The 25,640-nt window shown below is 48.9% G+C and carries 27 protein-coding genes and 1 riboswitch; of the genes, 19 read left to right on the top strand and 8 right to left on the bottom strand.

Annotated elements, in window-relative coordinates:
- Window positions 1–5: 5 nt before the first annotated feature.
- On the top strand, window positions 6–932 hold the full coding sequence (locus HAP68_RS15520; RefSeq protein WP_015387723.1) for a substrate-binding domain-containing protein: 927 nt from the start codon (window positions 6–8) through the stop codon (window positions 930–932).
- Window positions 933–962: 30 nt separating this feature from the next.
- Here HAP68_RS15520 and HAP68_RS15515 read toward each other — a convergent pair whose 3' ends face one another.
- Together HAP68_RS15515 and HAP68_RS15510 are read right to left on the bottom strand one after the other, a co-directional pair.
- On the bottom strand, window positions 963–2,819 hold the full coding sequence (locus tag HAP68_RS15515; protein ID WP_024085788.1) for an LTA synthase family protein: 1,857 nt from the start codon (window positions 2,817–2,819) through the stop codon (window positions 963–965).
- Window positions 2,820–2,861: 42 nt separating this feature from the next.
- Entirely contained in the window at window positions 2,862–3,344 is a 483-nt protein-coding gene (locus HAP68_RS15510; protein ID WP_024085787.1) for a metal-dependent hydrolase, read from the bottom strand.
- Window positions 3,345–3,527: 183 nt separating this feature from the next.
- On the opposite strand from HAP68_RS15510, the gene sspJ reads away from it, so the two are divergent.
- Window positions 3,528–3,668 carry a small acid-soluble spore protein SspJ gene (gene sspJ / locus HAP68_RS15505; protein ID WP_003151760.1) on the top strand — a complete coding sequence of 47 codons (141 nt, stop codon included), beginning with the start codon at window positions 3,528–3,530 and terminating at the stop codon, window positions 3,666–3,668.
- A 122-nt stretch (window positions 3,669–3,790) separates the two neighbouring features.
- Window positions 3,791–3,972: riboswitch (Lysine riboswitch) on the top strand.
- A gap of 110 nt (window positions 3,973–4,082) precedes the next feature.
- Entirely contained in the window at window positions 4,083–5,495 is a 1,413-nt protein-coding gene (locus tag HAP68_RS15500; RefSeq protein WP_192580581.1) for an amino acid permease, read from the top strand.
- 52 nt (window positions 5,496–5,547) lie between these two features.
- On the opposite strand, the gene HAP68_RS15495 is transcribed toward HAP68_RS15500, so the two are convergent.
- Window positions 5,548–6,462 carry a class I SAM-dependent methyltransferase gene (locus HAP68_RS15495; protein WP_024085786.1) on the bottom strand — a complete coding sequence of 305 codons (915 nt, stop codon included), beginning with the start codon at window positions 6,460–6,462 and terminating at the stop codon, window positions 5,548–5,550.
- Window positions 6,463–6,607: 145 nt separating this feature from the next.
- Window positions 6,608–7,546 (bottom strand): iron-hydroxamate ABC transporter substrate-binding protein, encoded by a 939-nt coding sequence (locus HAP68_RS15490; protein WP_012118425.1) that lies wholly within the window; start codon window positions 7,544–7,546, stop codon window positions 6,608–6,610.
- Between the two features lie 247 nt (window positions 7,547–7,793).
- Here HAP68_RS15490 and HAP68_RS15485 point away from each other — a divergent pair, with 247 nt between their 5' ends.
- Genes HAP68_RS15485 through HAP68_RS15475 form a run of 3 tightly spaced genes read left to right on the top strand, consistent with a single transcriptional unit; the run spans window position 7,794 to window position 10,666 of the window.
- Window positions 7,794–8,831 (top strand): FecCD family ABC transporter permease, encoded by a 1,038-nt coding sequence (locus HAP68_RS15485; protein WP_172401312.1) that lies wholly within the window; start codon window positions 7,794–7,796, stop codon window positions 8,829–8,831.
- Window positions 8,831–9,841 (top strand): FecCD family ABC transporter permease, encoded by a 1,011-nt coding sequence (locus HAP68_RS15480; RefSeq protein ID WP_024085785.1) that lies wholly within the window; start codon window positions 8,831–8,833, stop codon window positions 9,839–9,841. The genes HAP68_RS15485 and HAP68_RS15480 overlap by 1 nt, the downstream gene beginning before the upstream one ends.
- 18 nt (window positions 9,842–9,859) lie before the next feature.
- Window positions 9,860–10,666: an ABC transporter ATP-binding protein gene (locus HAP68_RS15475; RefSeq protein ID WP_003151771.1), complete on the top strand. Its 807-nt coding sequence runs from the start codon at window positions 9,860–9,862 to the stop codon at window positions 10,664–10,666.
- 34 nt (window positions 10,667–10,700) lie between these two features.
- Here HAP68_RS15475 and HAP68_RS15470 read toward each other — a convergent pair whose 3' ends face one another.
- The 3 genes from HAP68_RS15470 to HAP68_RS15460 all read right to left on the bottom strand — a co-directional run bounded on the left by HAP68_RS15470 (window position 10,701) and on the right by HAP68_RS15460 (window position 12,624).
- On the bottom strand, window positions 10,701–11,123 hold the full coding sequence (locus HAP68_RS15470; RefSeq protein WP_003151772.1) for a regulatory YrvL family protein: 423 nt from the start codon (window positions 11,121–11,123) through the stop codon (window positions 10,701–10,703).
- A 67-nt stretch (window positions 11,124–11,190) separates the two neighbouring features.
- A complete protein-coding gene (locus HAP68_RS15465; RefSeq protein ID WP_003151773.1) occupies window positions 11,191–12,351 on the bottom strand; it encodes an oxalate decarboxylase family bicupin in 1,161 nt (386 codons plus the stop codon).
- 117 nt (window positions 12,352–12,468) lie between these two features.
- Window positions 12,469–12,624 (bottom strand): YvrJ family protein, encoded by a 156-nt coding sequence (locus HAP68_RS15460; RefSeq protein WP_012118419.1) that lies wholly within the window; start codon window positions 12,622–12,624, stop codon window positions 12,469–12,471.
- Window positions 12,625–12,866: 242 nt separating this feature from the next.
- Here HAP68_RS15460 and HAP68_RS15455 point away from each other — a divergent pair, with 242 nt between their 5' ends.
- From HAP68_RS15455 to HAP68_RS15435, 5 genes are all read left to right on the top strand, one after another.
- Window positions 12,867–13,403, top strand: coding sequence for a sigma-70 family RNA polymerase sigma factor (locus HAP68_RS15455; RefSeq protein ID WP_088005512.1), 537 nt, complete (start codon window positions 12,867–12,869; stop codon window positions 13,401–13,403).
- Window positions 13,400–13,636, top strand: a complete 237-nt coding sequence (gene rsoA / locus HAP68_RS15450; RefSeq protein WP_015387728.1) for a sigma-O factor regulator RsoA — start codon at window positions 13,400–13,402, stop codon at window positions 13,634–13,636. The genes HAP68_RS15455 and rsoA overlap by 4 nt, the downstream gene beginning before the upstream one ends.
- Window positions 13,637–13,808: 172 nt before the next feature.
- The gene (locus HAP68_RS15445) at window positions 13,809–14,528 is read left to right on the top strand and encodes a response regulator transcription factor (protein WP_024085784.1); all 720 of its coding nucleotides are present in this window, start codon (window positions 13,809–13,811) and stop codon (window positions 14,526–14,528) included.
- On the top strand, window positions 14,525–16,267 hold the full coding sequence (locus HAP68_RS15440) for a HAMP domain-containing sensor histidine kinase (RefSeq protein WP_003151781.1): 1,743 nt from the start codon (window positions 14,525–14,527) through the stop codon (window positions 16,265–16,267). The genes HAP68_RS15445 and HAP68_RS15440 overlap by 4 nt, the downstream gene beginning before the upstream one ends.
- A gap of 63 nt (window positions 16,268–16,330) precedes the next feature.
- Window positions 16,331–17,209: an SMP-30/gluconolactonase/LRE family protein gene (locus HAP68_RS15435; RefSeq protein WP_014305793.1), complete on the top strand. Its 879-nt coding sequence runs from the start codon at window positions 16,331–16,333 to the stop codon at window positions 17,207–17,209.
- Between the two features lie 51 nt (window positions 17,210–17,260).
- Here HAP68_RS15435 and HAP68_RS15430 read toward each other — a convergent pair whose 3' ends face one another.
- The gene (locus HAP68_RS15430; RefSeq protein WP_003151783.1) at window positions 17,261–18,052 is read right to left on the bottom strand and encodes an SDR family NAD(P)-dependent oxidoreductase; all 792 of its coding nucleotides are present in this window, start codon (window positions 18,050–18,052) and stop codon (window positions 17,261–17,263) included.
- Window positions 18,053–18,239: 187 nt separating this feature from the next.
- Here HAP68_RS15430 and HAP68_RS15425 point away from each other — a divergent pair, with 187 nt between their 5' ends.
- The 8 genes from HAP68_RS15425 (at window position 18,240) to liaG (ending at window position 25,628) form a co-directional block, all read left to right on the top strand.
- Window positions 18,240–19,184 (top strand): ABC transporter substrate-binding protein, encoded by a 945-nt coding sequence (locus tag HAP68_RS15425; protein ID WP_024085783.1) that lies wholly within the window; start codon window positions 18,240–18,242, stop codon window positions 19,182–19,184.
- On the top strand, window positions 19,147–20,193 hold the full coding sequence (locus HAP68_RS15420; RefSeq protein ID WP_024085782.1) for a FecCD family ABC transporter permease: 1,047 nt from the start codon (window positions 19,147–19,149) through the stop codon (window positions 20,191–20,193). The genes HAP68_RS15425 and HAP68_RS15420 overlap by 38 nt, the downstream gene beginning before the upstream one ends.
- Complete coding sequence (locus HAP68_RS15415) at window positions 20,190–21,416, top strand: ABC transporter ATP-binding protein (RefSeq protein WP_024085781.1); 1,227 nt, start codon at window positions 20,190–20,192, stop codon at window positions 21,414–21,416. Before HAP68_RS15420 ends, HAP68_RS15415 begins: the two co-directional genes overlap by 4 nt.
- Entirely contained in the window at window positions 21,413–21,982 is a 570-nt protein-coding gene (locus tag HAP68_RS15410; protein ID WP_024085780.1) for a cob(I)yrinic acid a,c-diamide adenosyltransferase, read from the top strand. The genes HAP68_RS15415 and HAP68_RS15410 overlap by 4 nt, the downstream gene beginning before the upstream one ends.
- A gap of 164 nt (window positions 21,983–22,146) precedes the next feature.
- Window positions 22,147–23,415 carry an MFS transporter gene (locus tag HAP68_RS15405; RefSeq protein ID WP_015387733.1) on the top strand — a complete coding sequence of 423 codons (1,269 nt, stop codon included), beginning with the start codon at window positions 22,147–22,149 and terminating at the stop codon, window positions 23,413–23,415.
- 166 nt (window positions 23,416–23,581) lie between these two features.
- A complete protein-coding gene (locus tag HAP68_RS15400; RefSeq protein WP_015387734.1) occupies window positions 23,582–23,962 on the top strand; it encodes a protein liaI in 381 nt (126 codons plus the stop codon).
- A gap of 13 nt (window positions 23,963–23,975) precedes the next feature.
- Entirely contained in the window at window positions 23,976–24,653 is a 678-nt protein-coding gene (gene liaH / locus HAP68_RS15395; RefSeq protein WP_003151791.1) for a stress responsive protein LiaH, read from the top strand.
- 105 nt (window positions 24,654–24,758) lie between these two features.
- On the top strand, window positions 24,759–25,628 hold the full coding sequence (gene liaG, locus HAP68_RS15390) for a LiaG family protein (protein WP_024085779.1): 870 nt from the start codon (window positions 24,759–24,761) through the stop codon (window positions 25,626–25,628).
- Window positions 25,629–25,640: the final 12 nt, after the last annotated feature.

Below are 25,640 nucleotides of genomic sequence, written 5' to 3'. Positions count from 1 at the left end.
ATAATATGACAGAAGCCACTTCCTATACAATAGAAGAAGTTGCGGGCCTTTTGAAGGTCTCCAAACTGACAGTATATGATTTGATAAAAAAAGGACTCATTCCGGCGTACAGGGTCGGAAGACAGATGAGGGTCGATGAAGAGGACTTAAAACAATATAAAGCAAACATGAGAATGTCAAAAAAGCCATCCGCAGCAGAAGCGCCTGACCCGTCACGCGGGCGGGAGCCGGAAAAAAGGCAGTCTGTTATCATCAGCGGGCAGGATGTGTCGATGGACCTCCTCAGCAAACAGCTGGAACAAACAATACAGGCGGCTCCGCTCCGCAAGTACAGCGGCAGTTTGAACAGCCTGATCGAGATGTACCGCGGGGCCTGTGACATCGTCAGTCTGCATTTATACGATGGGGAGACGGGGCAGTATAACATCCCGTATGTGAAGCGCATTCTTTCAGGGGAGCCGTTTGCGCTTTTTCATGTCGTGCTGCGGCAGGCCGGATTATATGTGAAAAAGGGCAATCCGCTGAACATTCAGGGCTTTCAGGACATGAGCCGAAAGGATGTCCGCATCGTCAATCGCGAAAAAGGATCAGGCGCGAGGGTGCTGCTGGATGAACAGCTCAGATCATTCGGCATCACGCCGTCTGATGTCGCCGGATATCATGACATTGTCACGGATCATCTGTCAGCGGCTTCACAAGTATCAAGCGGAAAGGCGGATATCGGAGTCGGGTCGCTGCATGCGGCGCATATGGCAGGCACGGACTTTATCCCGGTGATCAGTGAGCAGTACGATGTGGTCGTCTTAAAACAAAACCGGGAGCTTGTTCAAAGCGTGCGGGACATTCTTAATTCTGAGGAATTCAAGTCTCAGCTTTCTCAATTATCCGGATATGATACGAAAATGACAGGACGGCTCATATATGAAACATGAAAAATCCCTCCATATAACGGAGGGATTTTTTTATTGTTTATAAAACCGCAGCAGGTCGCCGTTTAATATTTTATCGGAAAGCATCAGCTCTTGTTCCGCTTTTTCTTTCTCATCGCTGCACGCGCTCATGTCAGAAAGCGGTTCACCCGTTTTACGGCTGTAACACGTATTTTTCGTATAAATATGGTCATCCGTGATAAAGCTGCCGTTTCTCAGCACCGCAAACGGAGTCCGCTCTCCGGAAAACAGATCATTGCCGAACTGAATGCTGCCTTTCGTTTCAATGCCGAGCAGGTGAAGCAGCGTCGGCCTTACATCAACCTGTCCCGCGGCGGAAGCAATCGTTTCCGGCGCACGGTCGGTCACCCCGGGAATATGAATGATAAACGGCACGCGCTGAAGCTGAACCGTATCAAACGGAGTGATTTCCTCTTTTCCTAAGAATTCGGCAAGTCCTTGATTATGGGCTTCGGATATACCGTAATGATCTCCCATCAGGACGATCATCGCGTTGTCATACAGCCCTTCTTTTTTCAGCTTCTTGAAAAAGTGTTTCAGAGCCTCATCTTCATAGCGGACCGTCGTCACATAGCGGTTTAATAACTCGCTGCTTGTGTCCGGTTCCTCAATGAGCCGATCCTGTTGATCAATTTCAAAAGGGAAATGGTTGGTCAAAGTCAGCAGGCTTGCGTAAAACGGCTGCGGAAGCTTCTTTAATTTTTCTGCTGACTGTTCGAGAAACTCCTTATCCTTCAGGCCCCAGCCTGTTGAATTTTCCTGTGTCACCTTAAATTCATCCGCGTCGAAAAAACGGTCGATTCCGAATGCCCCGTACATCTCATCCCGGTTCCAAAAGGCTTTATGATTGGCATGCAGAACGGCTGAATAGTATTGATGATCTTTTAACATATGGTACATCGTATTGAACCGGTGGCCGCTTTTTGTAAAAAAAACGGCGCCGCTTGAAGACGGATACAGCGAATTCGCAGTAATGAATTCTGAATCTGATGTTTTTCCCTGTTCAGTCTGCTGATAAAAATGAGTGAAGTCATAACTTTTTTTTCGCAGTTTGTTTAAAAACGGGGTAATCTCCCGTCCGCTGACCCGCTCATCCATTACAAAACGCTGTGTTGATTCGAGCGTAACAAAAATCACATTGCGACCCTTTGCAAGCCCGAATTTTGAATCGGACGGCCTGCTGTAGCCGGCTTGAGTGTAATTCGCGACCGCCGCAAGGCTGTCTTCATCGGCAAACGCTTTAGCCCCTGCATTCAGCGTCTGCGAAATGGTGTCATACAAATGAAAGTGGAACAGGCCGATTCCTTTTACGAGCGCTTCACGATCAAAAGGGTGCTTGAACAGCTTCGGCTGCTCGGCCTCAGACAGCGCAAGGTTGCACAGCATGAGGCCGGCTGATGCCCACGCATACGCTTTAACGGTACGGGCGCCCGCTTTTCCTTTATCGGCTTTATGCCTTTTTCCAAGATAAAACAAAATCGCAATATCCAAAAATAAAGCGATATAAAGCGGGTGAAACAGCTCTTGGACGCTGCTTCCCATATCACCCATATTGCTTGCCTGAAACAAAACCGGTATGGTGATAAAATCAATATAAAACCCGTAAAACACCGTATTCGCGATTAAAATTCCCGTCAGCATCACATTTGCCGAAAGCAGAAAGATCCGCTGTTTTTTTTCCGTCAGCAAGAGGGCGATGCCGAACAGCGGCACAATGAAGCTCAGCGGATTAATAAGGAGCAGACATTCCTCAAGAACCGAATTGTTCTGCAGACCGAAACCGAGCTTATACACGGCATAGGTTTTCATCCACATGAACAGGATGGACAGGCATAAAAACCGATGATTGCTGAAAAAGGTTTTCTTCATATGTATGACTCCTCACCCTAAAAGCGAAAAGACGCTTTTTGTTTAAGAGATGCGGCCGTGAACCAGTTCGTATAAATAATAGCAGGATACAATCGTTAAGCCGGCCAGCACAAGCTGCTCCGAAAAGCTCCCCGTTCTCATATAAAGGGGAAGACGGAAGCGGATGGCGGACGGAAACAGCAGTTTAATGCCGTTGACGGTCCATGCGTCAAGTACAAGATGGCTTGCCATTCCGATCATCAGTCCGGCGGAAATGCTCGGATTCGGAATATAGGTTGCCGTAATGAAAAACATAATAAGCATAAACAGCAGGCTGTGTGTAAACGTTCTGTGCCCGAACACCGTGCTTACGACTTTGGACAGAACGGGCAGCGTCCTGCCGATTTTGCTTTTCGTATGGCATATGTCGGGAATCAGCGCCCCGAGGGCACCCGCTGAGGTCATAAGGACCGGATCATACCCGTAATAATACGCAATTGCGGAACAAGAAGCGATGCCTCCCATGATGTGTGTTTTTCCTGTCATTTTTCGCTTCTCCTTTTTATTTTTGCCAAAATCCCCTGAATTACAAATATATCAAGAGAATGCATGTTTGATCAACAAACTTTACCTGTTCCGCCAAAAGGAAGGAGACGCGGATTCCGCATATTCTGCCGCGGAAAAAGACACATTATAGGTGTACCTATATTTGATAAAGAGGTGATACAGATGGCTTTCTTTAACAAAGAAAAAGGAAAAAACAGCGATAAAAACAAAAACGTCATTCAAGGCGCGCTTGACGACGCCAGTGCAGCTCTGAAAGACGATCCGCTTCAAGAAGCTGTTCAAAAGAAAAAAAACAACCGCTGACCATATAAGACGGGTAGGGCGAACGCTCTATCCGTTTTCCATCTAATATTTCCCTTTGACAGATCTTTTTATCTCTGATAACCTCTGAGTAGAATTGAATGATAAAAATCCTCACTCTTTCTCGGTGAGGTAGAGGTTGCGCTTGATGATGAGTCGCACATGCCAGGCTGATAAGGGGCCGCAAAACATGTGTTAAAGGCATCAGCGCCGAAGTGTAAAGAAAGCCGATCCTTCTTTATGCTGGGACTGTATCTGAATAAGTGCAGGACTGCCGCGTGCTTTTTCGCGGAGGGCTATCCGGAGATCAAGGGTGTGTGTGTTTCTTTAAGCATGGACTTTTGTTCAGGCTTTTTTTGCGTGTAAATATGGTCTCGGGGTCTGGTCCGTACGAATGAACAACCAGGAGGTACAGGAATGGAACAGACGAAAAAATGGGGTTTTTGGTTATTAACGGCGTTTGTCGTAGGAAATATGGTAGGCTCGGGCATCTTTTCGCTCCCGAGTACGCTCGCAAAAATCGCGAGCCCGTTCGGCGCCACATCGGCATGGCTTTTAACGGGAGCCGGTGTGTTAATGATCGCGCTGGTCTTCGGCCACTTATCCATCCGCAAGCCTGAGCTGACGGCGGGGCCGCAAAGCTATGCGCGTGCGCTGTTCAGCGATCGGAAAAAAGGGAATGCTGCGGGCTTCACGATGGTGTGGGGCTACTGGGTGGCGAGCTGGATCAGCAACGTGGCGATCATCACGAGCCTTGCCGGATATTTAACATCATTTTTCCCGATTTTAACGGATAAGCGTGAAATGTTTTCGATCGGCGGTCAGGCGGTTACGCTCGGCCAGCTGCTGACGTTTGCCGTATGTACGGTTTTATTATGGGGCACTCACACGATCCTCGTCACCAGCATTAACGGTGCGAGTAAATTAAATTTCGTCACGACGTTTTCAAAAGTATTAGGATTTATCTTCTTTATCATTGCAGGTTTGTTTGTATTTCAAACGTCGTTTTTCGATCATTTTTATTTTCCTGTTCAAACAGGTCCTCACACGGTTGAGGGAATCGGCGGACAGATCCACAATGCGGCGATTTCAACATTATGGGCGTTCGTCGGAATTGAATCGGCAGTCATTTTATCCGGGCGCGCCCGTTCGCAGCGCGACGTGAAACGCGCCACCATTACCGGATTATTGATCGCGCTTGGCATCTATATCATCGTGACATTGATTACGATGGGCGTGCTTCCGCATGGTAAGCTTGTCGGCTCGGAAAAACCGTTTGTTGACGTATTGTACGCGATCGTCGGCGGCGCGGGAAGCGTCATCATGGCGATTCTGGCAATTTTGTGTCTGTTCGGAACGATGCTCGGCTGGATTCTTCTCGGTTCTGAAGTTCCGTATCAAGCGGCGAAATCAGGAGACTTTCCCGCTGCTTTTGCAAAAACGAATAAACAGGGAAGCCCGGTTGTGTCGTTAATCGTAACGAACGTAATGTCACAGATCTTTATCTTTTCGGTTATTTCCCGGACGATCAGTGACGCGTTTACGTTTTTAACGACGGCGGCGACGCTCGCTTATCTGATTCCGTATCTCGTGTCAGCGTTTTACAGCCTGAAGCTCATTTTTACGGGTGAAACGTATGACGAGATAAAGGGTTCAAGAGTAAGAGACGGTATCATCGCCATCCTTGCCTGCATTTATTCTTTTTACGTCATTATTACCGGAACGGCCGATTTAACGACCTTTATTCTCGGTATCGGGCTGTTTTTCGTCGGTTTGCTGTTATATCCTTTCGTCTCAAAGAAATTTGCAAACAACAGACCATCGGTATGACAAAAAGACATCTCACGTCTGTGAGATGTCTTTTTTTGTTTGCGGCAGCGGATTACTTTTTGACGGCGTGTATATAATGAATGGTCTCAAATGCGGTTAAATGGTCAGTGCGTCCGCTGAAAAAACGGTCATTGACGTCCGCCGGAGATACATGTTCATAAATAAGCAGACCTGATGATTCTAATATTTTTTCGATTTCTTTATAACTGAAACACGATAACATCGGTTTTCCGCCTGCTGCAGCCATTTTCACCATGTTTTCCACTCTGTTTGACAGTCCTCTTTCTTCAAAGAGCGACTCATCTGCATAATCAAACACGATAGAGCTTCCCGGCGGGACTTCGGCAAATAATTGTGTGAGCAGGCGTGCGAGATGCTCTTTCGTAAGGTAGTATGACACACCGAGCAGGCTGAAAAAGGTTTTTTGGCGTGAAAAACCTTCCTGATACAGACGGCTGAAAGAAAGCGAAGCGGCGAAGTCCATCGGTACAAAATGAAGAAAATGCGAAATGTCGAGATTCAGATGTTTCAATCTGTTTATTTTGTCTTCCTGTGAAGCGGGATGATCAATTTCAAATATGTCTAAGACGTTTGTCATCTCAGGATGCCTGAAACAGAAAGTATCGAGCCCCGCGCCAAGGATAACATACTGTTTGGCCCCGAGCTTCACTTCATTCAAAAGCACTTCTTCACAATATGCGGCACGGGCTAACGGTGTAGGAGACAGCTGTACTTGAGTCACCCATTTTAAGATGTCATCCGGTTGGCCTTGAAGCCTCTGTGCCATGTCTTTACTGAAAAATGATATACCTTGAATCAGATGATCGCGGATGTCCGAATGCTCTTTTTCGGAAATCAGATCTTGTGCCATAAAATCATCAAATATCACCGGGGTGTCGTATTTACTGTGGTACGCCCTTCCGAAAGAGGACAGCAGGGAAGTCATACTCGCCTTGTTTTCTTTCATATAAAGATCCTCCGTTATTTTCATCAATCTCCGGCCGGGAGAATCTTATTATACATGTTGATCCAAAAATGTAAATTATAGCATAAATGATTTTTTTGTCAAGTTTTAAGCGTAATAAAAAGCCGCTGTGACAGCGGCTTCGGGGTTACTTCGTTAAGCTTTTTGTGATGTAGTCGAGCTGGCCTTCAAGTGAGATCGGGTCTGAGAAATAGAAGCCGATCGGATCAATGCGGTAGACATGGTTTTGTTTGACGGCATCGAGGTTCTTCCAGATTGAGCTGTCAAGCACGCCTTTGTCGTCACCGCCGGCCTGCCATGGCCCCATAAAGATGTAGTCTCCCGCGAAGTCAGGCAGTTTCTCGAGTGAAATGCTGGCGTAGCCCGGCCCTTGATTAATGGCTTTTTCCTGCGTCAGTTTTGTGGCCTTCAGCCCGAGTTTGTCATAAATGATGCTTCCGCCGCGGCCGAAGTCTTTACCGAATACATAGATGTCTTTTCCGTTTGTCTGCATGATGGAGATGGTTTTTGAGCCGACCGCTTTTTGAACCTTTGTTTTAGCGGCAGCGGTTTTTTTATCCCATTCAGCCAGCCATTTGTCTGCTTTATCTTCAGTGCCTGTCATTTTCGCAAACTCTTTGAATTGATCAATGTTGCTGAGCTTGTCATATTTAATGGCGATTGTCGGCGCGATTTTTTCCAGTTTTTCAATATCGGCGCCTTGTGTCGTCCAGACAACGATTAAATCCGGCTTTAAGTCAATGATTTTTTCAACGGACGTGCCGTCGCCGATGTTTGTGACACCTTTTGTTTTCCCTTTGTAATAAGGGTTTTTAAATACGTTTTGCGGCGCGCCGACAACATTGATGCCGAGCTGTTTAAAGTCGCCGTAGTAGCCGTCAGCCATGACGACGACCCGTTTCGGGTGCTTCGGAATTTTAATATTGCCGTTTTCGGCTTTATACGTGATGGTTTCTTCTTTTTCAGAAGAACCTTTTGTGTCTGAAGAATTGCCGCATGCGGCCAAAGCGGCGATGAGCAGCATGGCAATCAGCGCTGCGCCGATTTTCTTGTATGTATGGAACATCTGACATTCCTTCTTTCATAAAAATTAGTGATAAAGAGAATCATTATCAGTGTGATTATATCACTGCTTTCATAGAGAAGCACGCTCTTTTTTAAGAAAAACTTTCTTTTTTTATATGAAATTAGGTCTATTAAAAGAGAAGATAAAAGTGCTATACTGAAACAAGTCATTGATAATCATTATCATTACCATTCTTGTGTTGAGAAAGGAAGAACGAGTGTTGGGTCTATTGAAAAAGAAACAGACAATGACGGCTCAAGGGGCATCGGGGAGTGAAATTCAGTGGACGGCGCGTTCATTCAGAGCGGCTGTGCTGCTGTGTGCCGGTATTGCGGTTTTATTGATCGGCGCGGCTCTGTCTGTTTCCATCGGAGCTGCCGATATTCATCTGCGGACGGTGTGGGATGCTCTCTTTCACTTTCAGCCGCAAAATACATCTCATCAAATCATACGCGATCTGAGGCTGCCGAGAACCGCCGCCGCCGCGCTCGTCGGGGCTTTTTTAGCTGTGTCCGGAGCGATTATGCAGGGGCTGACGCGGAACCCGCTTGCTGAGCCTTCCATTATGGGCGTGACGTCGGGGTCAGGATTTGCGATCGCATTGGCATTTGCTTTTTTTCCGGGTCTGTCTGCGGCGGGACTTGTTTTGTGGTCCTTTGCGGGAGCGGGAATCGGAGCGCTTATTGTGTTTGGCATCGGCCTGTTTTCAAAAGGCGGTCTGACACCGGTGAAGCTCGCGCTGGCCGGTACGGCAGTCGGCTATTTCTTAACGGGGCTTTCAAGCGCGATTGCGATCCGTTTTGATGTCGCCCAGGATGTGAAGTTCTGGTATGCCGGAGGAGTCGCTTCCGTCAAATGGGAAGGCGTGCAGCTGCTGTTGGCGGCCGGGGTTATCGGACTATTGCTGGCATTTCTGATTGCGCGCTCAGTGACGGTGCTGAGCTTGGGTGAGGAACTGGCCAAAGGGCTCGGGCAGTACACATCGCTTGTGAAAGTAATCGGAATGTTTGTCGTTGTCCTCTTGACGGGGGCTTCAGTCTCAGTCGCCGGAGCCATTTCTTTTATCGGCTTGGTGATTCCGCATATCACCCGATTTTTAGTCGGGGTAGATTACAGGTGGATCATTCCCTGTTCGGCGGTATTCGGCGCCGTTCTGTTAGTCTTCAGTGATATTGCCGCAAGACTCGTCAATGCGCCGTTTGAAACACCGGTCGGCGCTTTAACCGCCCTTATCGGCGTTCCCTTTTTCTTTTATTTGGCGCGCAGGGAAAGGAGAGGGCTGTAATGAATGTAAAATCGAAAAAACCGCTGGCGGTCATGGCCGTTACGTTTGTGCTCATATGCATCGTCTTTTTTATCAGCTTAAACATGGGTGTGATCCGGATTGCGCCACTTGATACGATGCGTGTCTTTTTCGGACAGGGGGATGCCCGGGATCAGCTCGTTTTATTTGAATTCAGACTGCCGCGCATGGTGCTGTCATTGCTTGTCGGCGCAGGAATCGCGGTTTCAGGCGCGATTTTTCAAAGCGTGTCTCAAAATGACTTGGCGGAGCCGGGCATTCTCGGTATTAACGCCGGGGCGTCTTTGGCGGTCGTTCTGTTTATCTTCTTTTTCCAAGGGTCAGCTGTTGATCTAAGCATGGCCAGTACATGGCTGCTTCCGGTGAGCGCTTTGGCGGGGGCTTTTCTGGCTGCGCTGCTCATCTATGTGCTGGCTTGGAAAAAAGGCGTTTCACCTGTCCGGCTCGTTTTGGTCGGGATCGGCGTCAATGCGGGGTTTAATGCGCTTCTCTTGATTTTTCAGCTGAAAATGGACCCGCGGGATTTCATGCAGGCGCTTGTATGGATTTCCGGTTCGATTTGGAACGCCAATTGGAAAATGGTGCTGTCCATTTTGCCGTGGCTGCTGGTTCTTTTACCGTTCAGCCTCTATAAAGCCAGGTATTTAAATGTGCTCCAGCTCGGTGATCAGCTGGCGGCGGGGCTTGGCACCAAGGTTGAAAAGGAGCGGCGCGTTCTGCTGTTGTCCGCCGTTGCCCTGACCGCGTCATGTGTTGCGGCAGCCGGCGGAATCGCTTTTCTCGGACTCATTGCGCCGCATTTGGCCAGAAGGCTTACCGGGCCGCGCCACCAGACGCTTATCCCGGTTTCAGCTTTGATCGGAGCATTTTTATTTCTGCTTGCCGATACGCTGGCGAGAAATGTGCTAGCACCGTCCGAAGTTCCCGTCGGCCTGGTGATTTCCGTGCTCGGAGCGCCGTATTTTGTATATTTGCTGATGAAAACGAAATAGAGGAAGGAGACTGCCGCGATGAACTCATTATCGGCGGAACAGCTTACTGTCGGTTATGGCGACCGTTTGATAGCGAAAGAATTGGATATCGCCATCCCGAAAGGAAAAATTACAACGCTGATCGGTCCGAACGGCTGCGGAAAATCGACGGTTCTCAAAACGATGTCAAGAATCATGAAACCGAAATCCGGCGCCGTCTATTTAAACGGACAGGCGATCATGCAAAAATCCACGAAGGACATCGCCAAGGAAATGGCAATTCTTCCGCAGACGCCTGAAGCGCCGAGCGGGCTGACGGTGTACGAACTTGTTTCTTACGGCAGGTTTCCGCATCAGTCCGGAATGGGCCGCTTGAGTGATAAAGACCGTGACATGATCAAATGGGCGCTTGAAGAGACGGGGATGGCCGAATTTTATGACCGGCCGATCGAAGCGCTTTCCGGGGGGCAGCGGCAGCGTGTGTGGATCGCCATGGCGCTCGCTCAAGAAACGGAGCTGCTGCTTCTTGATGAACCGACCACTTATTTAGATCTCGCCCATCAGCTTGAAATTTTGCAGCTGCTGGACAAATTAAACAAGGAGCAGGGCCGCACCATTTTAATGGTCATTCACGATCTGAACCATGCCGCCCGTTTTTCCCATTACATGATCGCCCTGAAAAAAGGGCGCGTCATCAAGGAAGGAACGGCGGAGGAAGTCATGACTCCCGGTATATTGGAAGATGTGTTTCAAATTGACGCACAGATTGTAAAAGATCCGCGCACGAACAAACCGGTCTGCTTAACCTACGATTTAATCCGGCATGAAAACGCAACGGTAAGATGAAAAAAAAACGCAGAGCCATTCCGGCCTGCGTTTTTTAGTGCGCCCGGGGCTGCTTTTGTCCGGAGACGCATTTATCCAAAACGAAAAAAACCCCTGCCACAATCAGCTCCTCCGTCGTTGACAGCCAAATCTTTTCAATCAGTTTATCCGTCGTATACGCAGTCATCCAGAGGAACAGCAGCTGAACGGTGCCGGCTAAAAGGAGAAAAGGCAGCCTGCCCGTCCCAAAAAAGGTAAAGCTATGTATCATCAGCCGCTCAAGCGGTTCAAAACATAAACCGAGAAGAATAAAAAGCACGGAAAAAAGCAGGACGTACGCCATCGATCCGTAGCTCGTCCCGGCTAATGAAAATACGGCCATCATCACGATGAAATACCCGAATAATACAGCAGCGGCTGCCAGGGCATACCGGAGCACCTGAAGAAAAAACATTTTCGTCCCGTTTTGATTGATCATCTGTTCAGCTCCTTTTCACACAGAGGAGACTTGCAGAGACGGAACTCTGCAAGTCGGGTGTGTATCTTCAGCATTTCTTTTTGACGACAGGGTGTTTCTCTTTCGAAAGAATATCCGTAAAGTCTTTGCCCAGATCCAGATGCTGCTGGACGAATTTCTCAGGAAGCATGGCAAGCCATTGGTTCAGGGACACATCGGCATAGTGGTCATCCTTGAAGATTTCCAGGAAGACGAGCGGCTCATCCCCCAAATTCTCCACATAGTGGCCCATTGCGAACGGGACGTAACCGACATCCCCGGCCTGATAGTTAAATGTTCTTGCATGGCCGTCCGATGCAAAAACCGTCATCCGCCCTTTACCGGAAATATAATACTGCCATTCATGCGTATTCGGATGCCAGTGCAGCTCTCTCATTGCGCCCGGTTCGACCACGACAAGCGCTGAAGCGATCGTTTTGGACACTTTGAAGTTTGTGGAATCCGCGATATATACTTTGCCGCCGTCCGTCTCAGCAGTCGGACCTTCATCGAGCAGGCGGTAAGTGAACGGATAAGGCACTTCGCCGTTCGGGCCTTCCACAATGTCGTCTTTCAGCTTCCCGGGAACCGGCTCTTCAAAGATGTATTTTTCTTTCCGAGGCAGGCCGGCGAGGTCTTTTTCTGAAACCCCGAAATTGTTGGCGATGACATCAAGCGGCGTGTGGGCAAGCCAGTCAGTCACTTGGAATGTGCTGTTTTCTGAGAAGGAACCGTCATCAAAAACCAAGAGGAATTCACAGCCTTCTTTCAGCGCCTGAATGGAGTGCGGCAGGCCTGACGGGAAGTACCACAGATCTCCTTCCTTCACGTCATCGATAAAACTGCGTCCCTGTTCATCAACGATCGTGACCCGCGCTTTGCCCGTCAGCATATATGCCCATTCGGCTTCTTTATGCCAGTGCAGTTCACGGATGGCGCCCGGTTTTAAACGCATGTTGACAGATGCCAGATTTTCAGAAATCGGCAGCTCGCGAACGGTTACCTCACGCGCGTACCCGCCCTTTTCCAGCCGGTTATGCACATCTGAGAAAGAGAATTTCATATTATCCACTGTGCCGTGATCCGTTTCCGGCGGCGTCAGCATATCCGGATTTTGGCGGTCTCTTTCGAGGTTGCGCGGAATCGTGACGGTCGCTCCTTTGTCTCCTCTGATCGGCTGCGGGATATTGCAGTTGTTTTCTTTTGACATGTAAATCGTCTCCTCTCAAGCTTTGTTTTTTCAGAAAGAGAATGTGAAAGGCCTTTCGTTTTCCCTTCTGCTTTGTTAAGTGATGCGTTCCGATGAAAAGTCAACTTCGTGTGAAAATTAATTTTTCATTTTCTGATCTTTCAGTTCCGTCATCAGTTCGATCAGGGCGTCAAACTTCTTCTCAAACCGTGTGAGAAGATACATGGCAATCAGAGCCGGAAAGCCGAGATTGCCGATCTGTCTGACCGCTTCTTCTATAAAAACCTGATCCATTGTCAGCCACCTCCTGACTTGACCTGCAGTCATGTATATAAGTGAAAGAAAGAGCGGCTCCTGTAAACCTGATATCCCGGTTGAGGGTCTTTTTTTTGTTCCGGCAAATCCGGGACATAAGGAATGCGGAATCTTAGTCGGAAAGGAGTAGTTTACTTTTTTTTGCTTTCTTTCATTTAATTTAAATAGGGGGCGGTTTTATGGACTATCAAGTTCTTTTACGGTCAAAATGCAAGGAAATTATGAAACATCCGATCGTTAAACATTTTTTAAGTGACCCAAAGCATTACGAGAAATTTAAAAATGTGCTGGAACATTCAGACGAGAAGGATGCAAAATCATTGGACGACCATTTTAAACAGTTTTATAAGGAAATCCGGATCATCAAATATATGAACTCTATGATCCGGATTTTCTCCATCGATTTTGACAAGCGCATCCGTAAAAATCAGAATCGCTATCCGCTGACGGTGGATCAGCCGGAGGGAGGTGAAGCGCTTCCCTATGAAATGGGAAAAGACGCGTATGAAGAGTTTCTGCGGAAGCAGGGAGATTTGAGCCAGCATGTCCAAAACCGTGATTTATACGAAGCGCTTCAGACGTTAACCGATAAACAAAAAAGCGTGCTGACGAATATTTATCTTCACGGAGCGACGATGAAAGAGATTGCCGAGTCGCTGGGTGAATCACGGCAGAACATTTCCAATATTCATAAAAAAGGGCTCGACAATCTCAGAAAGCAGCTGGACAAGCAAAAAAAGGGGGAAAATAAGCAGTGAACGGGCCATTTGACTTCAACAAAGAGAACACAGATACCGACGAAATGGAACTTTTGATTTCACGTTTTTCGCCAATGATAAAAAAAAAACTGAGCAATACATCATACCAGGAAAGAGAAGACCTTGAACAAGAATTGAAGATTAAAATAGTTGAAAAAGCGGACATGCTGTTATGCCAGGAAGTGCCGGGTTTTTGGGAATTTATTCTTCATCTTATAAATGGAAGCTCCTGACAAAAACGGCGGAATGATGGATATTCCGCTCTGACAACGTGGGAAAAACGAGAAGAGATGTCCGTCTCGTTTTTCTTTTCTGTTTCCCCGCAAGACCTCCGCACTAAAAAGGTACCAAATCTTATCCATATAATGATATGATGAAAAAAACAAAGAGAAAGGAACGTCCAAGGTGGAAAATGCGTCAATTTTAATTGTAGACGATGAGAAGGCGATCGTTGATATGGTCAAACGCGTTCTCGTCAAAGAAGGCTATCACAACATTAAGACAGCCGGAAGCGCTGAGGAAGCGATTGAGTTTGTTAAACATGAAACCGCGGATCTGCTCGTGCTGGATGTGATGATGGAAGGCATGTCCGGTTTTGAAGCATGCACCGAAATCCGGAATTATACCGACGCTCCGATCTTTTTTCTGACTGCCCGTTCTTCTGATGCGGATAAGCTGTCAGGATTTGCATTGGGAGCTGACGATTATATAACAAAGCCGTTTAATCCGCTCGAATTGGCGGCGCGGATCAGAGCGACGTTAAAAAGAACCTATAAGCGCGAAGAGAAAGCGGCGGTAAAAACGTATTCATACAGCCATTTTTCCTATTCGCCGCAAAACGCCGAGCTGATCGTCGGGGGCGAGCCCGTCAGCTGCTCCGCACAGCTTCTGCAATTGCTTCAATATTTCTGTGAACACCCTGATGTGGTGCTCTCAAAAGATCAGATCTATGAAAAAGTGTGGGGATATCCGTCTTACGGCGATAACAACACCGTCATGGTGCATATCCGCAAGCTCAGAGAAAAGATTGAAAAAGACCCCAGCAATCCGTCTTATATTGTAACGGTGCGCGGCCTCGGCTATCGGTTTATTCCCGATCAAGGAGAAAAAGGAACCCGCTCATGAGAATGCGCGGAAAATTTCTGCTCCACTTTTTCGGACAGCTTCTGCTTGTCATCCTGCTGATGTCCGTTTTGGCCGTCGCTTCTTTCTTCTATTTGGATTGGCGTTTCAGCGAAGCGGAAGCCAATGCGGGACTGACCAAAGCGACGGCAGACTCGTTTGAAGCGTGGCTTGATAAAAACGAAGACGGCACATGGGATGTCGATGAATTTTTAAAGATGTCGGTCAGAAAGCAGAAGGGCTGGCTGCAGATCATTAATGACAAAGAAAAAACGGACTACGCATACAGAGTGCCGAAAGACGTCCCGAGCCATTACAGCAGAAAAGACCTCTTATCCATTTACCAGTACCGGAATTTTGACAACTACAAGCTGAATTACTGGACGGTCACGATAAATGATGAGACCTATTTGATTCTGTTCGGCTGGAAATCCGCCAGTGAGCAGCTTCTCACTTACATCGAATCACAGGAGCCATCCCTCGCTTCCCTTTCTCAATATAAAAAAAGCACGGTTGATTATATTAAACGGGAAAAAGGGGCGGTCTACCTTCTCGAAAACAGCGGCAGACTGCTCGGGGATATCAACAGCACGAAAAAAGAACGGAACACCGTCAATGAGCTTGAATTGCTGAAATACAGTTCCAAGCCGTGGAATTACAAACGGGAAATTTCTTTTAAAAGACTCGATAAAACGAAATGGATGGTCGCGTCGGTGCCGAACCCCGTGTACATCCCCGATCACGAGTTTAACAAATCATTTTTGAGAAATGTGATGAAAACCCTCTTCCTCTTGATCGGAATCTTAGTATTTATGATCTGCATCCTGACCATCTGGTACTCTTTCCGTTTCGGCTGGCCGCTGTTTCATACCATCAAATGGCTTGTCAATTTATCAAAGGGCCGGCTTGAAGAGCCGAAGAACCGCAAAGGACAGCCGGTCAGCAAAAACAAAAAAGGCAAAACAAAACAGCCGTTCCGCTTTTTCGCCGAGATTTTCGAATCGATGGATCAGCTGACCGACACGCTGAAGCGGGATAAGAAAAACAGAGAAAAAATCCAGGCGACAAGGGAAGAATGGATCGCCGGGCTGAGCCATGACTTAAAAACCCCGCTGAGCACGATTTACGGCTACAGCATGATGCTTGAATCGAAGCAATACGACTGGACACCGGAAGAAGTCAAAGAAATGGGGCAGATCGTCCGGGAAAAATCAGAATATATGTCTAAGCTGATTGAGGACTTAAACTTAACATACCGCCTCAAAAACGCGGCCCTCCCGATCGAACGGCGGCTGATCAACGTCGTGCCGTTTATCAGAAACGTCACGAACGATTTCACGAAAAACACGTTCTCGGAAGGCTATGACATCGCCTTTGAAACCAAAAAGGAAGACATTCTTTTCGCCATTGATGAAGCGTGGTTCCGCCGTATTCTGGAGAATCTGCTGGCAAACGCGGTTAAGCATAATAAGAAGGGGACCGCCATTCGGGTGGTGCTTGAGGAATCAGCCGAACAGCTCATTCTGAAGGTGAAAGATAACGGAAGAGGAATGGACGATGAAACGATTCACCAGCTGTTTAACCGTTATTACCGGGGAACGAATACGAAGGGGCCGTCAGAAGGAACGGGACTCGGGCTCGCTATTGCCAAAGAGCTGGTTCACCTTCATAACGGAACCATCCATGTCAACAGCAGAATCAGCGCCGGAACGGTGATTACGATTCTTTTTAAAAAAGATTGAGTTTGGACGCCGCTTTGTCGGGAATAACAATAGAAGACTGACAAGCAAAAGAGGTGTTCACATATGGAAGCAGCATTACGAGCAGATACGAGAGCAGTTATCGGAGAAGGCCCTTTATGGGACAAGGATAAGGAATGCCTGTACTGGGTGGATATACTGGGCAGCCAGCTCCATATCTTCACTCCGGCTGACGGAATCAACCGTTCCGTTAAATTCAAGTCATTTGTCACGGCTCTGGCCTTGTATTCAAAGGAAGAGCTGGTGATGACGATGAAAGACGGGTTTTACCTGTACAATCTGCGGGAAGACACATTGACGAAGATGAAGCAGCCGAAAGACATGCGGGAAGATATCCGTTTCAATGACGCAAAATGCGACCCGTCCGGCAGATTATGGGCGGGAACGACGAGCATGGAAGGCAAAGAAGAGGAGGCTTCGCTGTACCGTCTGAATACGGACGGCAGCCTTGCCAAAATAAAAGACCAGGTCTCCACCTCGAACGGTTTGGATTGGGATCGGGACCGAAACCTGATGTACTATATTGATACTCCGACGCAGGAAATCGTCTGTTATGCATATGATCCTGAAACCGGAGCCGTATCAGATCCGAAAACGGTCTACCGCTTTCCGGAGTCGCAAGGATCTCCCGACGGAATGACCATTGACCGTGACGGAATGCTGTGGGTGGCTTTGTTCGGAGGCGGCCGCGCCGTCCGGATTGATCCGTTTTTGCATAAGGAAATTGCATCTATCGAAGTTCCGGCGAAATACGTCACCTGCTGCGCGTTCGGAGGCAGCAATTTGAACACGTTATACATTACGACCGCGACGGAAAAATTGACGGAAGCCGAAAGACTTGAGCAGCCGCATGCGGGCGGCCTGTTTTCAGCAGAGCTTGAGACGGGCGGCTGGGAGCCGGTTCCGTTTGCAGGCATGATGTAAAAAAAAGCCCTGGCATATGGGGAAGTTCCCCTTGTGCCGGGCTTTTTTGTGTTAAATGGAGCGGATGATGCCGCCTTCAACCCGCTGTGCGGTGCCGTTAATGGCAGAAGCAGCTGATGAAGCGAGAAATACAATCGTATTGGCGACTTCTTCCGGGGTTGCATAGCGCTGAATCAAAGATGTCGGTTCATTCACTTTAAAATAATCCCGGACGAAGCTGTCCGTGTCTTCTCCGGCAGCCTTTGCGGCTCCTTCCATGTAAGAAGCGACGCCTTCGGTCCATGTCGGCCCCGGCAGCACGGAGTTGACCGTGACATTCGTGCCTTTCGTCATTTCCGCCATTCCCCGGGACAAGCTGATTAACGCCGTTTTCGTCATTGAATACGGAATCATTTGCGCAAGCGGTTTGACACCGGCTTCACTGGAGATGTTCAAAATCCGTCCGCTGTTTCTTTCAAGCATTTGCGGCAGAAAACGCCGGCACAGGCGCACGGCGCTCATAACATTCACTTCAAAATACCGAGTCCATTCGTCATCAGACACCTCAGCGAAGTCCTTTACTTCAAAAAAACCGAGATTATTGACGAGAATATCGACTTCCCCGATTCCGCCGGCGCGCTTGATCAGGTCATCCGCCTCATCCTGACGCGATAAATCAGCGGCGATGCCGTGAACCGTTCCGTAAGCGGAAAGCTCCTCAACCGTCCGTTCCACGGTTTCTTTTTTTCTTCCGTTTACAATCACCTCGGCGCCTTCAGCTAAAAAGCTTTTTGCCGCGGCTTTTCCGATCCCTGAAGTTGATCCTGTAATCAACACGAGCTTTCGTTCAAGCTGTAATTCCATGCTAATCCTCCTTTTTACACCATTGTGTAACAGTATACATGATGAATTTTAGTGTGTACGAACAATTTGCTTTCATGCAAAAAGGCCGGATATACAAGCCTTAAAGACTTATAGTATAATTACTGCGAAAAAAGGATACGAATGTCAAAGAGACAATCGTTTACCATAATCAGGGGGAGTTAAAAGAATGAAGAAGATCACTGCCGTCTGGGCGGCGCTCTTGGTCACCGCCTTTGTGATCGCCGGCTGTTCCGGCGCACAGGAAGAAGGAAGCGCGGCCAAACAAAAAGCCGTCTCAACCGAAGCATTCCCGGTAACCATTAAGGATGCCGCGAACGAAAAAGTAACCATAAAGCAGGCACCGGAAAAAATCGTTTCCCTCATGCCGAGCAATACGGAAATTACATACGCGCTCGGACTGGGAGATAAGGTCGCAGGCGTCACGACAAATGATACATATCCGAAAGAAGCCGTAAAAAAACCGAAAGTCGGAGATATGAATGTGAACGCTGAAAAAGTCATCGCGCTGAAGCCGGATCTCGTGCTTGCCCACGCGTCCTCTATGTCCGCTTCCGCCGATGCGATGAAGCAGCTGAAAGATGCGGGCATCACCGTCTTAACGGTCAATGATGCGCAATCGTTCCAAGATGTGTACAAATCAATCAGCATGATCGGAAAAGCGGCCGGCAAAGAAAAGCAGGCGGATCAGCTGATCCAATCGATGAAATCCGACCTTACCGGCATAGAAAAGAAAGCGGCGGCCATTTCTGAAAAAGACGAAAAGAAAGTATTCGTCGAAGTGTCTCCTGACGGCTACACGACGGGGAAAGGCACGTTTATGAACGAAATGCTTGAAGATATACATGCGAAAAACGCCGCCGTCAGCCAGACCGGCTGGGTGCAGCTGACGGATGAAGCGATTGTCAAAATGAATCCGGACGTCATCATTACGACAGACGGCGTAAAGGCCGCTGAAGTGGAAAAACGCGCCGGCTGGGGTGCCGTCAATGCGGTCAAACACCACAATGTCTATTCTGTTGATCCTGACCTTGTCACACGCTCAGGCCCGCGCCTTGTCAAAGGGGTCGAGAAGCTTGCAGAAAGCGTTTATCCTGAAACGTTTAAAAAGTAACCGCCCGCTGGCCTACACGGTCAGCCTGCTGTTTTTAGCCGTTTGTACGGCACTCGGCATTTCAATCGGCAGTCTGCATATTCCTTTATCCGACGTTTTTTGGATCGGGATCGGCCGGACATCCTCTGTTGATCCCATGAATGTAAATATTATGATCAATATCCGCCTGCCGAGAGTCGTTCTGGCCGCTCTTGTCGGAGCCGCGCTATCCATTGCGGGGGCGGCGTTTCAGGGACTTCTGAAAAATCCGCTCGCCGACCCTTATACACTCGGGGTATCTTCGGGAGCCTCGGCGGGAGCCGTTATCACCTTGTTTTTCGGCATTCAGATTCCCGTCATCGGCCGGTTCACACTTCCGGTTGTCAGCATCGCCGCTGCCATTGCGGTTATGGCGGCGGTTCTGTTTTTCAGCCGCCTCGTTCATGCGTCGATGTCGGTTTCGACGCTCATTTTGACAGGCATCATTATGAATTCTTTTCTCGGGGCTCTCATTTCGCTTGTGATTGCTTTAACGGGAAATGATCTGCTCCCGATTGTCCGCTGGCTGTTGGGAAGCGTGTCAATGAGGGGCTGGGGCTATGTCGCGCTGTTTCTGCCTTTTTTTCTGGCCGGGACGGCGCTTCTGCTTATCAATGGCAGAGAATTAAACATTATGACTTATGGAGAAGAAAAGGCAAAGCTGTTAGGCGTCAGTACGGGAAAAAGAAAACTGCTGATGATCGCCGCCGGATCTCTGTTGACGGGAGGAGCGGTTGCCGTCTCGGGGACGATCGGGTTTGTCGGCCTTGTCATTCCCCACGTGACACGGCTTTTGTGGGGGACGGATCATCGCCATTTACTGCCGCTGTCAGCATTGACGGGCGCCGGGTTTCTCATTTTGGCGGATTTGTTTTCCCGCACCGTTATTGAGCCTGTCGAATTGCCGATCGGCATTATGACGGCTTTGGCGGGAGCGCCTGTGTTTGCCTTGATTCTGCTTCGCCAGCATCATGGAGGGAAACGCTTATGATCAGGGTGAGCAGCCTGTCCGGCGGGTACGGAGGCCGGATGATTGTAGAAGATGTCAGTTTTACCGCCGGAAAAGGTGAATTTGTCGGCATACTCGGTCCGAACGGCTCGGGAAAAACAACGCTGATGAAATTGCTGACGGGAATGCTCTCTCCGTCAAAGGGCGAGGTGCTCGTCGCAGGCAGGCCCGCGGGCAGATACAAGCCGCGGGAGCTTGCGAAAATTATGGCCGTTTTGCCGCAGCATACGGAGCAAGCTTTTACATTTACCGTTAAGGAAACGGTGTCCTTCGGCAGATACCCGTATCAAAAAGGACTCTTCAGACAGATGGATCAACATGACGAAGACATTGTCCGGGAAGCAATGGAAATGACGGGCATCGACCGATATGCACAGCAATCCGTCCGCAATCTGAGCGGAGGGGAGCGGCAGCGCGTCTATCTGGCGCAGGCGCTGGCTCAGCAGCCTGAGGTGCTGTGTCTGGATGAGCCGACGACCTTTCTTGATCTCAAATATCAAAAAGACCTGCTTGATACGGTGAAGCGGCTGACGAGAGAAAGAGGCCTGACGGTCATCAGTATTTTTCACGACCTCAACGCCGCAAGCCAATATTGTGATCAGCTCCTGATGATGAAAGACGGACGCGCTTTTCCGAAGCAGCCGCCGGATCAGGCTTTGAAAAAAGAGACGATTGAAGACATTTACGGCATTACCGTCAGCGCTGTTGCCCGGCAATCGTCGCCGAAACCGCTGATCGCTTTCATGCCGGAAGCGCGGGAGGAAAGAGAGCCCGCCGGCGTTCCGTTCGCCTCTCTGATAAACAAAAGCGGAAATACCGTAACGCTTCATACAGAACGGCCGTTCAGAATGCTGTCAACCGCATCTGACGGCCCGGGCTTTTCGTGGAGCCGCCGGCTTTCCGGCTCGGCGGCAGCTGGTTTGATCTGCCGTACGTTTGATTCGGTTACGATAGCCGTGACTGCGCAGTATACCGTTTGGGTGCTGATCAGCGGACGTTTATCGGAACAGGGATTTGTTCGGCTGTTAACGGCAGCGGCTGAAGCGAGAATGCAGGCTCTTTCCGGCAGACAGGCAAAAGGCGACATTGCCATTTGTGCCTTGCAGACAGGAGAGGCAATGGACGTCCCTCACGCGGAAAGAGCCGTCAGAAGAGAAACCGCGGTATGTGTAAAAGCGGCGGAAGAAGGAGGAATACAACAATGAAGCTGTATACGAAAACCGGCGATAAAGGACAGACAAGCCTGATCGGCGGCAGAACGGATAAAGACAGTCTGCGGGTTGAAAGCTACGGGACGATCGATGAGCTGAACAGCTTTATCGGGCTTGCGCTTGCGGAGCTAGCCGATTGTGAGAATTGCGGTGATGTGAAAGCCGAACTCCGAAACATTCAGCATGAGCTGTTTGACTGCGGCGGCGACTTGGCGACGGTCACTGAACATAGAAGCTATACATTAAGAGAGACATCTATTTCCGCATTGGAAGACTGCATAGACCGTTACACGGCTGAAGCGCCCCCGCTTGAGAAATTTATTCTTCCGGGCGGGCATAAGGCGGCTGCTCAGCTTCATATCGCGCGGACCGTCACAAGACGGGCTGAGCGTCTCGTCGTGAAACTGGGCAAAACAGAAGAGATAAACGATACGGTGATGCGTTACTTGAACCGCCTGTCTGATTATTTTTTCGCGGCGGCAAGAGCAGTTAACGCAAGACAGTGCGTTCAGGATATAGAGTATGAAAGAAGCGCCGCGGTATTCCGTGATGATGAATAACGTTTTGTTCAGCCGGCAGCAGCAAGCCGGCTGTTTTTTTATAGAGATATCCATCAATTGAACCTTTATTGACAGAAGGAAAATGTATCTTATGCATTATTGACTGAAAAATTAAAAAATGAGATATTATAAGAAACATTGTAAAATAATGGGGGATTTGATAGATGGATACATATAATAAGAGCGAGAGCATCTGGAATAAAAATTTCACCCTTCTGTTTATCTCGAGGCTTGTTAAATTGTCGGGCGACGGTTTTGCCTTTAATTCCATTCTGTGGTTTTTGATTTTTGACGGGGAAGGCGCGATCGGTACGTCCCTGCTCATTGCGGTCACGTTCCTTCCGGAGGCGATGCTGGCGCCGATTACCGGGCCTTTTATGAAGCAGCATACGCTGAAGTTCTGGATGTATTTCTCCGATCTCACGCGCGCGGCGGTCGTGTTGATCATTCCGGTCTGTTACTTTAACGGTTTTTCTCCTTTATGGTTTGTCATGCTTCTCATGATTTTGCATTCAGCCACGGGAGCCGCTTATAATCCTGCATCTATCTCATTAATCCCCAATATTGTCGGAGAAAACAGCCTGCAGAAAGCGAATGCGGTCATCCAGTCATCAGGCCAGATCGTCAGACTTGCCGCCATTACGCTGAGCGGGGTGTTCTTAACATTTATCAGTCCCGCTTATTCTTTGTTTATCGCTCTTATATTCTATCTTCTATCAGGTTTTCTCGTACTCTTTATGTCATACCAAGTCCAGCATGCCAAAGAGGATACCGTCGCCGTCAGACAGCGCGGGACGTATGTCGGAAGGCTCAAACGGGGTTTCGTTCTTGTCAGGAAACACCAGATTTTATACCCGCTCGCCATCTATTGTATCTTCATGAATTTTGCGGCCGCTCCGTGGGAGGCGCTCTCTGCCGTTTATGTCGCCGAAGATTTAAACATGCCGCCGATCATCTACTCGCTTTTGAAAGCGACAGGCACGGGCGGAGCCTTTTTAATGGGTTTTATTTTGGCTAAGGTGAAGGTGAACAAATACGGTCTCCTGTTTGTGTCAGCGGGAATCATAGAAGGGGCGGCATTTTTCATCACCGGCCTCAACACTTTTCTGCCGCTCGTCTTCCTCGCCGCGTTTGCGTTCGGATCTGCCGTCAGCGCGATTAATGTGCCGGAATATACGATTATTCAGACGTCTGTGGACCATGATGATCAGCCGCAAGTCTATGCCGTCATCCATATGATCTCAAACATATCCATTCCGCTCGGCGCGGTTCTTTGCGGATACGCGGCTAACGCCTTCGGTCCCGGAAAAGTCATTGCCGCCGGCGGTCTCGTTGAAGTCCTGTCCGGTCTCGGAATATTGCTCTTTACGAAGCTGGCCAAAGCTGAACGCTCAGATCTCATCAGGGAAAAAGAAGCGAGCATCAGAATATAGATTTTTCGTGAAACGCCCTGCGCCGTCCGGTGCAGCGGCGTTTTTTTATGCGAAGGTCCGGGGGGTTATACGACTCCGGTCTGATATGAAAATCAATCTCTGACTCGTTTTGCCGGCCGCGGGATTTGTTTATAGTAAAGACAAGGAAAACGAAAGGAGGATCTGCATGAATATAAATGTAAAAACGGCAGGCGGCTTTCTGCTGATTGTGTTCGGACTTTCTGTCTTTTTCGGAGGAGGCCATTTCGCATTTATCATCCCGCTGGCGATCGGAGGCCTGATGCTTTACTGGGGAATCAAACGTTTTTCAAAAGGCCGGGCGGTATCGGGTATCATCGCGGGCTTCATCGGAGCTATGATTCTCGTCGGTTCTCTTCCATTTATCGTTGCCATCGGACTGGCTGGCGCCATGGTGTATTTCGGGTGGAAGATGATGAAGCAGGGCGGCTCAGACACCGCTTCCCGCCAGTATGAACCGGAAGCGGCATCACCGGGCTATCAATCCGGATTTGACTCTGAATGGGAAGAATTTCTGAAGAAAAAATAAGGAGGAAGACAAAATGGTCTTAAAAAGAATAAGAAATATGTTCGTCGCATCTGTTAACGAAGGGCTTGATAAATTAGAAAATCCGAAAGTCATGCTGAATCAATATGTGCGTGATATGGAAAGTGACATTGCTAAGGCGAAACAAACGATTGTCAAACAGCACACGATCGTCCATCAGTTTAAGAAAAAACAGGAAGACGCTTCCGAAACGGCGGCAAAACGGAAAAACCAGGCTCAGCTTGCTTTTGACGCCGGGGAAGAGGAGCTTGCGAAAAAGGCGCTGACTGAAATGAAATACCTTGAGGGAAAAGCGGCCGAACATGAAAAAGCGTATGAGCAGGCGAAAACACAGCTGGCAGAGCTGAAAGAGCAGCTGGAAACTTTAGAAACGCGCCTCCGCGACGTAAAGGATAAAAAACAGGCGCTCATCGCCCGCGCCAACGCGGCAAAAGCGAAGGAACATATGAACGCTTCTTTCGACAAAATTGACAGTGAAAGCGCCTACAGAGAGTTTCTTCGAATGGAAAGCCGCATTGAAGAAATGGAAGTCCGCGTCAAATACGGCACTTCAGCTGAGGCGAACACAGAATACAGCCGCTCCCAATATTCAGACGAGGTGGAAGCTGAGATTGAAAAAATGCGCTCGCTTTCTCTGGAGAAAACAGAGCATCAAAAAGCGGCTCATGAATAATGTGCACAAGGGAAGATCGGCGCTTTTACGCCTCTTCCCTATACGCACGTATCAATTCTCCGGCTTTTCCTTTATAATAAAATGAATGAAAAAGGATGGAACGTAATGAAGCGTAAGATGGCCAAAGGACTGATGGCGGCGTCCGTTCTGATCTGCTGTCTGTTTTTGGTGAAAGAAGTGTTTGCCGGGCGTTTTTTTCCGCTGTACGAAACAGAAGCGGAATCGGCAAGCATACCGCCGCGTGCCGTCAACAGCCTGTCGGTTTCATCGGAACAGACGGATGTAAAAATCATCGCGGAAGCGCGGAATGATATCGCGGCAAACATGGCGGGACCGGCGGGGAAAATGTTTGTCCAAAGCAGGGGAAAAACCCTCAATCTCAAAGCGAAGGAGAAAGGGTTCCAATTTCTGAATCTCTTTCAGCGTCCTCTGCTGATTGTCCGCATTCCGTATGATTATCATCGGGACATTACCGTCCATACGTCAAGCGGCACCATTGCCGTTGACGGAAACAAGGGGCTGTCTCTTGCGCACCTCGGCGTCCGTTCTGTAAGCGGGAATATGTCGCTGAAGCACGTGAAGACGGATGTGTTTGAAGCGAAAGGGCTGTCGGGCAACCTCACAGCATCAGGCCTTGCGGCGAAAACGGGGGATATCCGCTTATCCTCCGGACATGTCGGGCTTCAACATGCGGCGGGCGCCCTTGACGTGCGGGTCGCTTCCGGCAGTGTCGACGCCTCGCTTGAGATGGCGGATGCTCCCGTATCCGTCAGGCTTGCGAGCGGCAGCGCAGCGATCAGCCTGCCGAAAGACGGAAGTTTTACGGTGAACGCCGAGACGGCAAGCGGAAGGATTCAGCCGTCTTATTCCTTTGAGAAAACGAGTAAGGACGGCGGGGCATTCACCGGTATGAAGGGCAGCGGCGCCAGGCCGATTGATATAAAAGTGACGAGCGGCAATATTGCACTGCAATAGTCAAGGAAAGGA

It is taken from the genome of Bacillus sp. Bvel1 (assembly GCF_014872755.1).
Lineage (GTDB): Bacteria > Bacillota > Bacilli > Bacillales > Bacillaceae > Bacillus > Bacillus velezensis.
The sequence above is the reverse complement of the archived record's forward strand: the minus strand, read 5'-3'. Positions and strand labels throughout refer to the sequence as shown.

Bases quoted from the DNA above. Each gene is read 5' to 3' on its own strand.
- HAP68_RS15520 (WP_015387723.1), top strand. From the start codon at position 6: ATGACAGAAGCCACTTCCTATACAATAGAAGAAGTTGCGGGCCTTTTG.
- HAP68_RS15515 (WP_024085788.1), bottom strand. From the start codon at position 2,819: ATGAAGAAAACCTTTTTCAGCAATCATCGGTTTTTATGCCTGTCCATC.
- HAP68_RS15510 (WP_024085787.1), bottom strand. From the start codon at position 3,344: ATGACAGGAAAAACACACATCATGGGAGGCATCGCTTCTTGTTCCGCA.
- sspJ (WP_003151760.1), top strand. From the start codon at position 3,528: ATGGCTTTCTTTAACAAAGAAAAAGGAAAAAACAGCGATAAAAACAAA.
- HAP68_RS15500 (WP_192580581.1), top strand. From the start codon at position 4,083: ATGGAACAGACGAAAAAATGGGGTTTTTGGTTATTAACGGCGTTTGTC.
- HAP68_RS15495 (WP_024085786.1), bottom strand. From the start codon at position 6,462: ATGAAAGAAAACAAGGCGAGTATGACTTCCCTGCTGTCCTCTTTCGGA.
- HAP68_RS15490 (WP_012118425.1), bottom strand. From the start codon at position 7,546: ATGTTCCATACATACAAGAAAATCGGCGCAGCGCTGATTGCCATGCTG.
- HAP68_RS15485 (WP_172401312.1), top strand. From the start codon at position 7,794: ATGACGGCTCAAGGGGCATCGGGGAGTGAAATTCAGTGGACGGCGCGT.
- HAP68_RS15480 (WP_024085785.1), top strand. From the start codon at position 8,831: ATGAATGTAAAATCGAAAAAACCGCTGGCGGTCATGGCCGTTACGTTT.
- HAP68_RS15475 (WP_003151771.1), top strand. From the start codon at position 9,860: ATGAACTCATTATCGGCGGAACAGCTTACTGTCGGTTATGGCGACCGT.
- HAP68_RS15470 (WP_003151772.1), bottom strand. From the start codon at position 11,123: ATGATCAATCAAAACGGGACGAAAATGTTTTTTCTTCAGGTGCTCCGG.
- HAP68_RS15465 (WP_003151773.1), bottom strand. From the start codon at position 12,351: ATGTCAAAAGAAAACAACTGCAATATCCCGCAGCCGATCAGAGGAGAC.
- HAP68_RS15460 (WP_012118419.1), bottom strand. From the start codon at position 12,624: ATGGATCAGGTTTTTATAGAAGAAGCGGTCAGACAGATCGGCAATCTC.
- HAP68_RS15455 (WP_088005512.1), top strand. From the start codon at position 12,867: ATGAAACATCCGATCGTTAAACATTTTTTAAGTGACCCAAAGCATTAC.
- HAP68_RS15440 (WP_003151781.1), top strand. From the start codon at position 14,525: ATGAGAATGCGCGGAAAATTTCTGCTCCACTTTTTCGGACAGCTTCTG.
- HAP68_RS15435 (WP_014305793.1), top strand. From the start codon at position 16,331: ATGGAAGCAGCATTACGAGCAGATACGAGAGCAGTTATCGGAGAAGGC.
- HAP68_RS15430 (WP_003151783.1), bottom strand. From the start codon at position 18,052: ATGGAATTACAGCTTGAACGAAAGCTCGTGTTGATTACAGGATCAACT.
- HAP68_RS15425 (WP_024085783.1), top strand. From the start codon at position 18,240: ATGAAGAAGATCACTGCCGTCTGGGCGGCGCTCTTGGTCACCGCCTTT.
- HAP68_RS15415 (WP_024085781.1), top strand. From the start codon at position 20,190: ATGATCAGGGTGAGCAGCCTGTCCGGCGGGTACGGAGGCCGGATGATT.
- HAP68_RS15410 (WP_024085780.1), top strand. From the start codon at position 21,413: ATGAAGCTGTATACGAAAACCGGCGATAAAGGACAGACAAGCCTGATC.
- HAP68_RS15405 (WP_015387733.1), top strand. From the start codon at position 22,147: ATGGATACATATAATAAGAGCGAGAGCATCTGGAATAAAAATTTCACC.
- HAP68_RS15400 (WP_015387734.1), top strand. From the start codon at position 23,582: ATGAATATAAATGTAAAAACGGCAGGCGGCTTTCTGCTGATTGTGTTC.
- liaH (WP_003151791.1), top strand. From the start codon at position 23,976: ATGGTCTTAAAAAGAATAAGAAATATGTTCGTCGCATCTGTTAACGAA.
- liaG (WP_024085779.1), top strand. From the start codon at position 24,759: ATGAAGCGTAAGATGGCCAAAGGACTGATGGCGGCGTCCGTTCTGATC.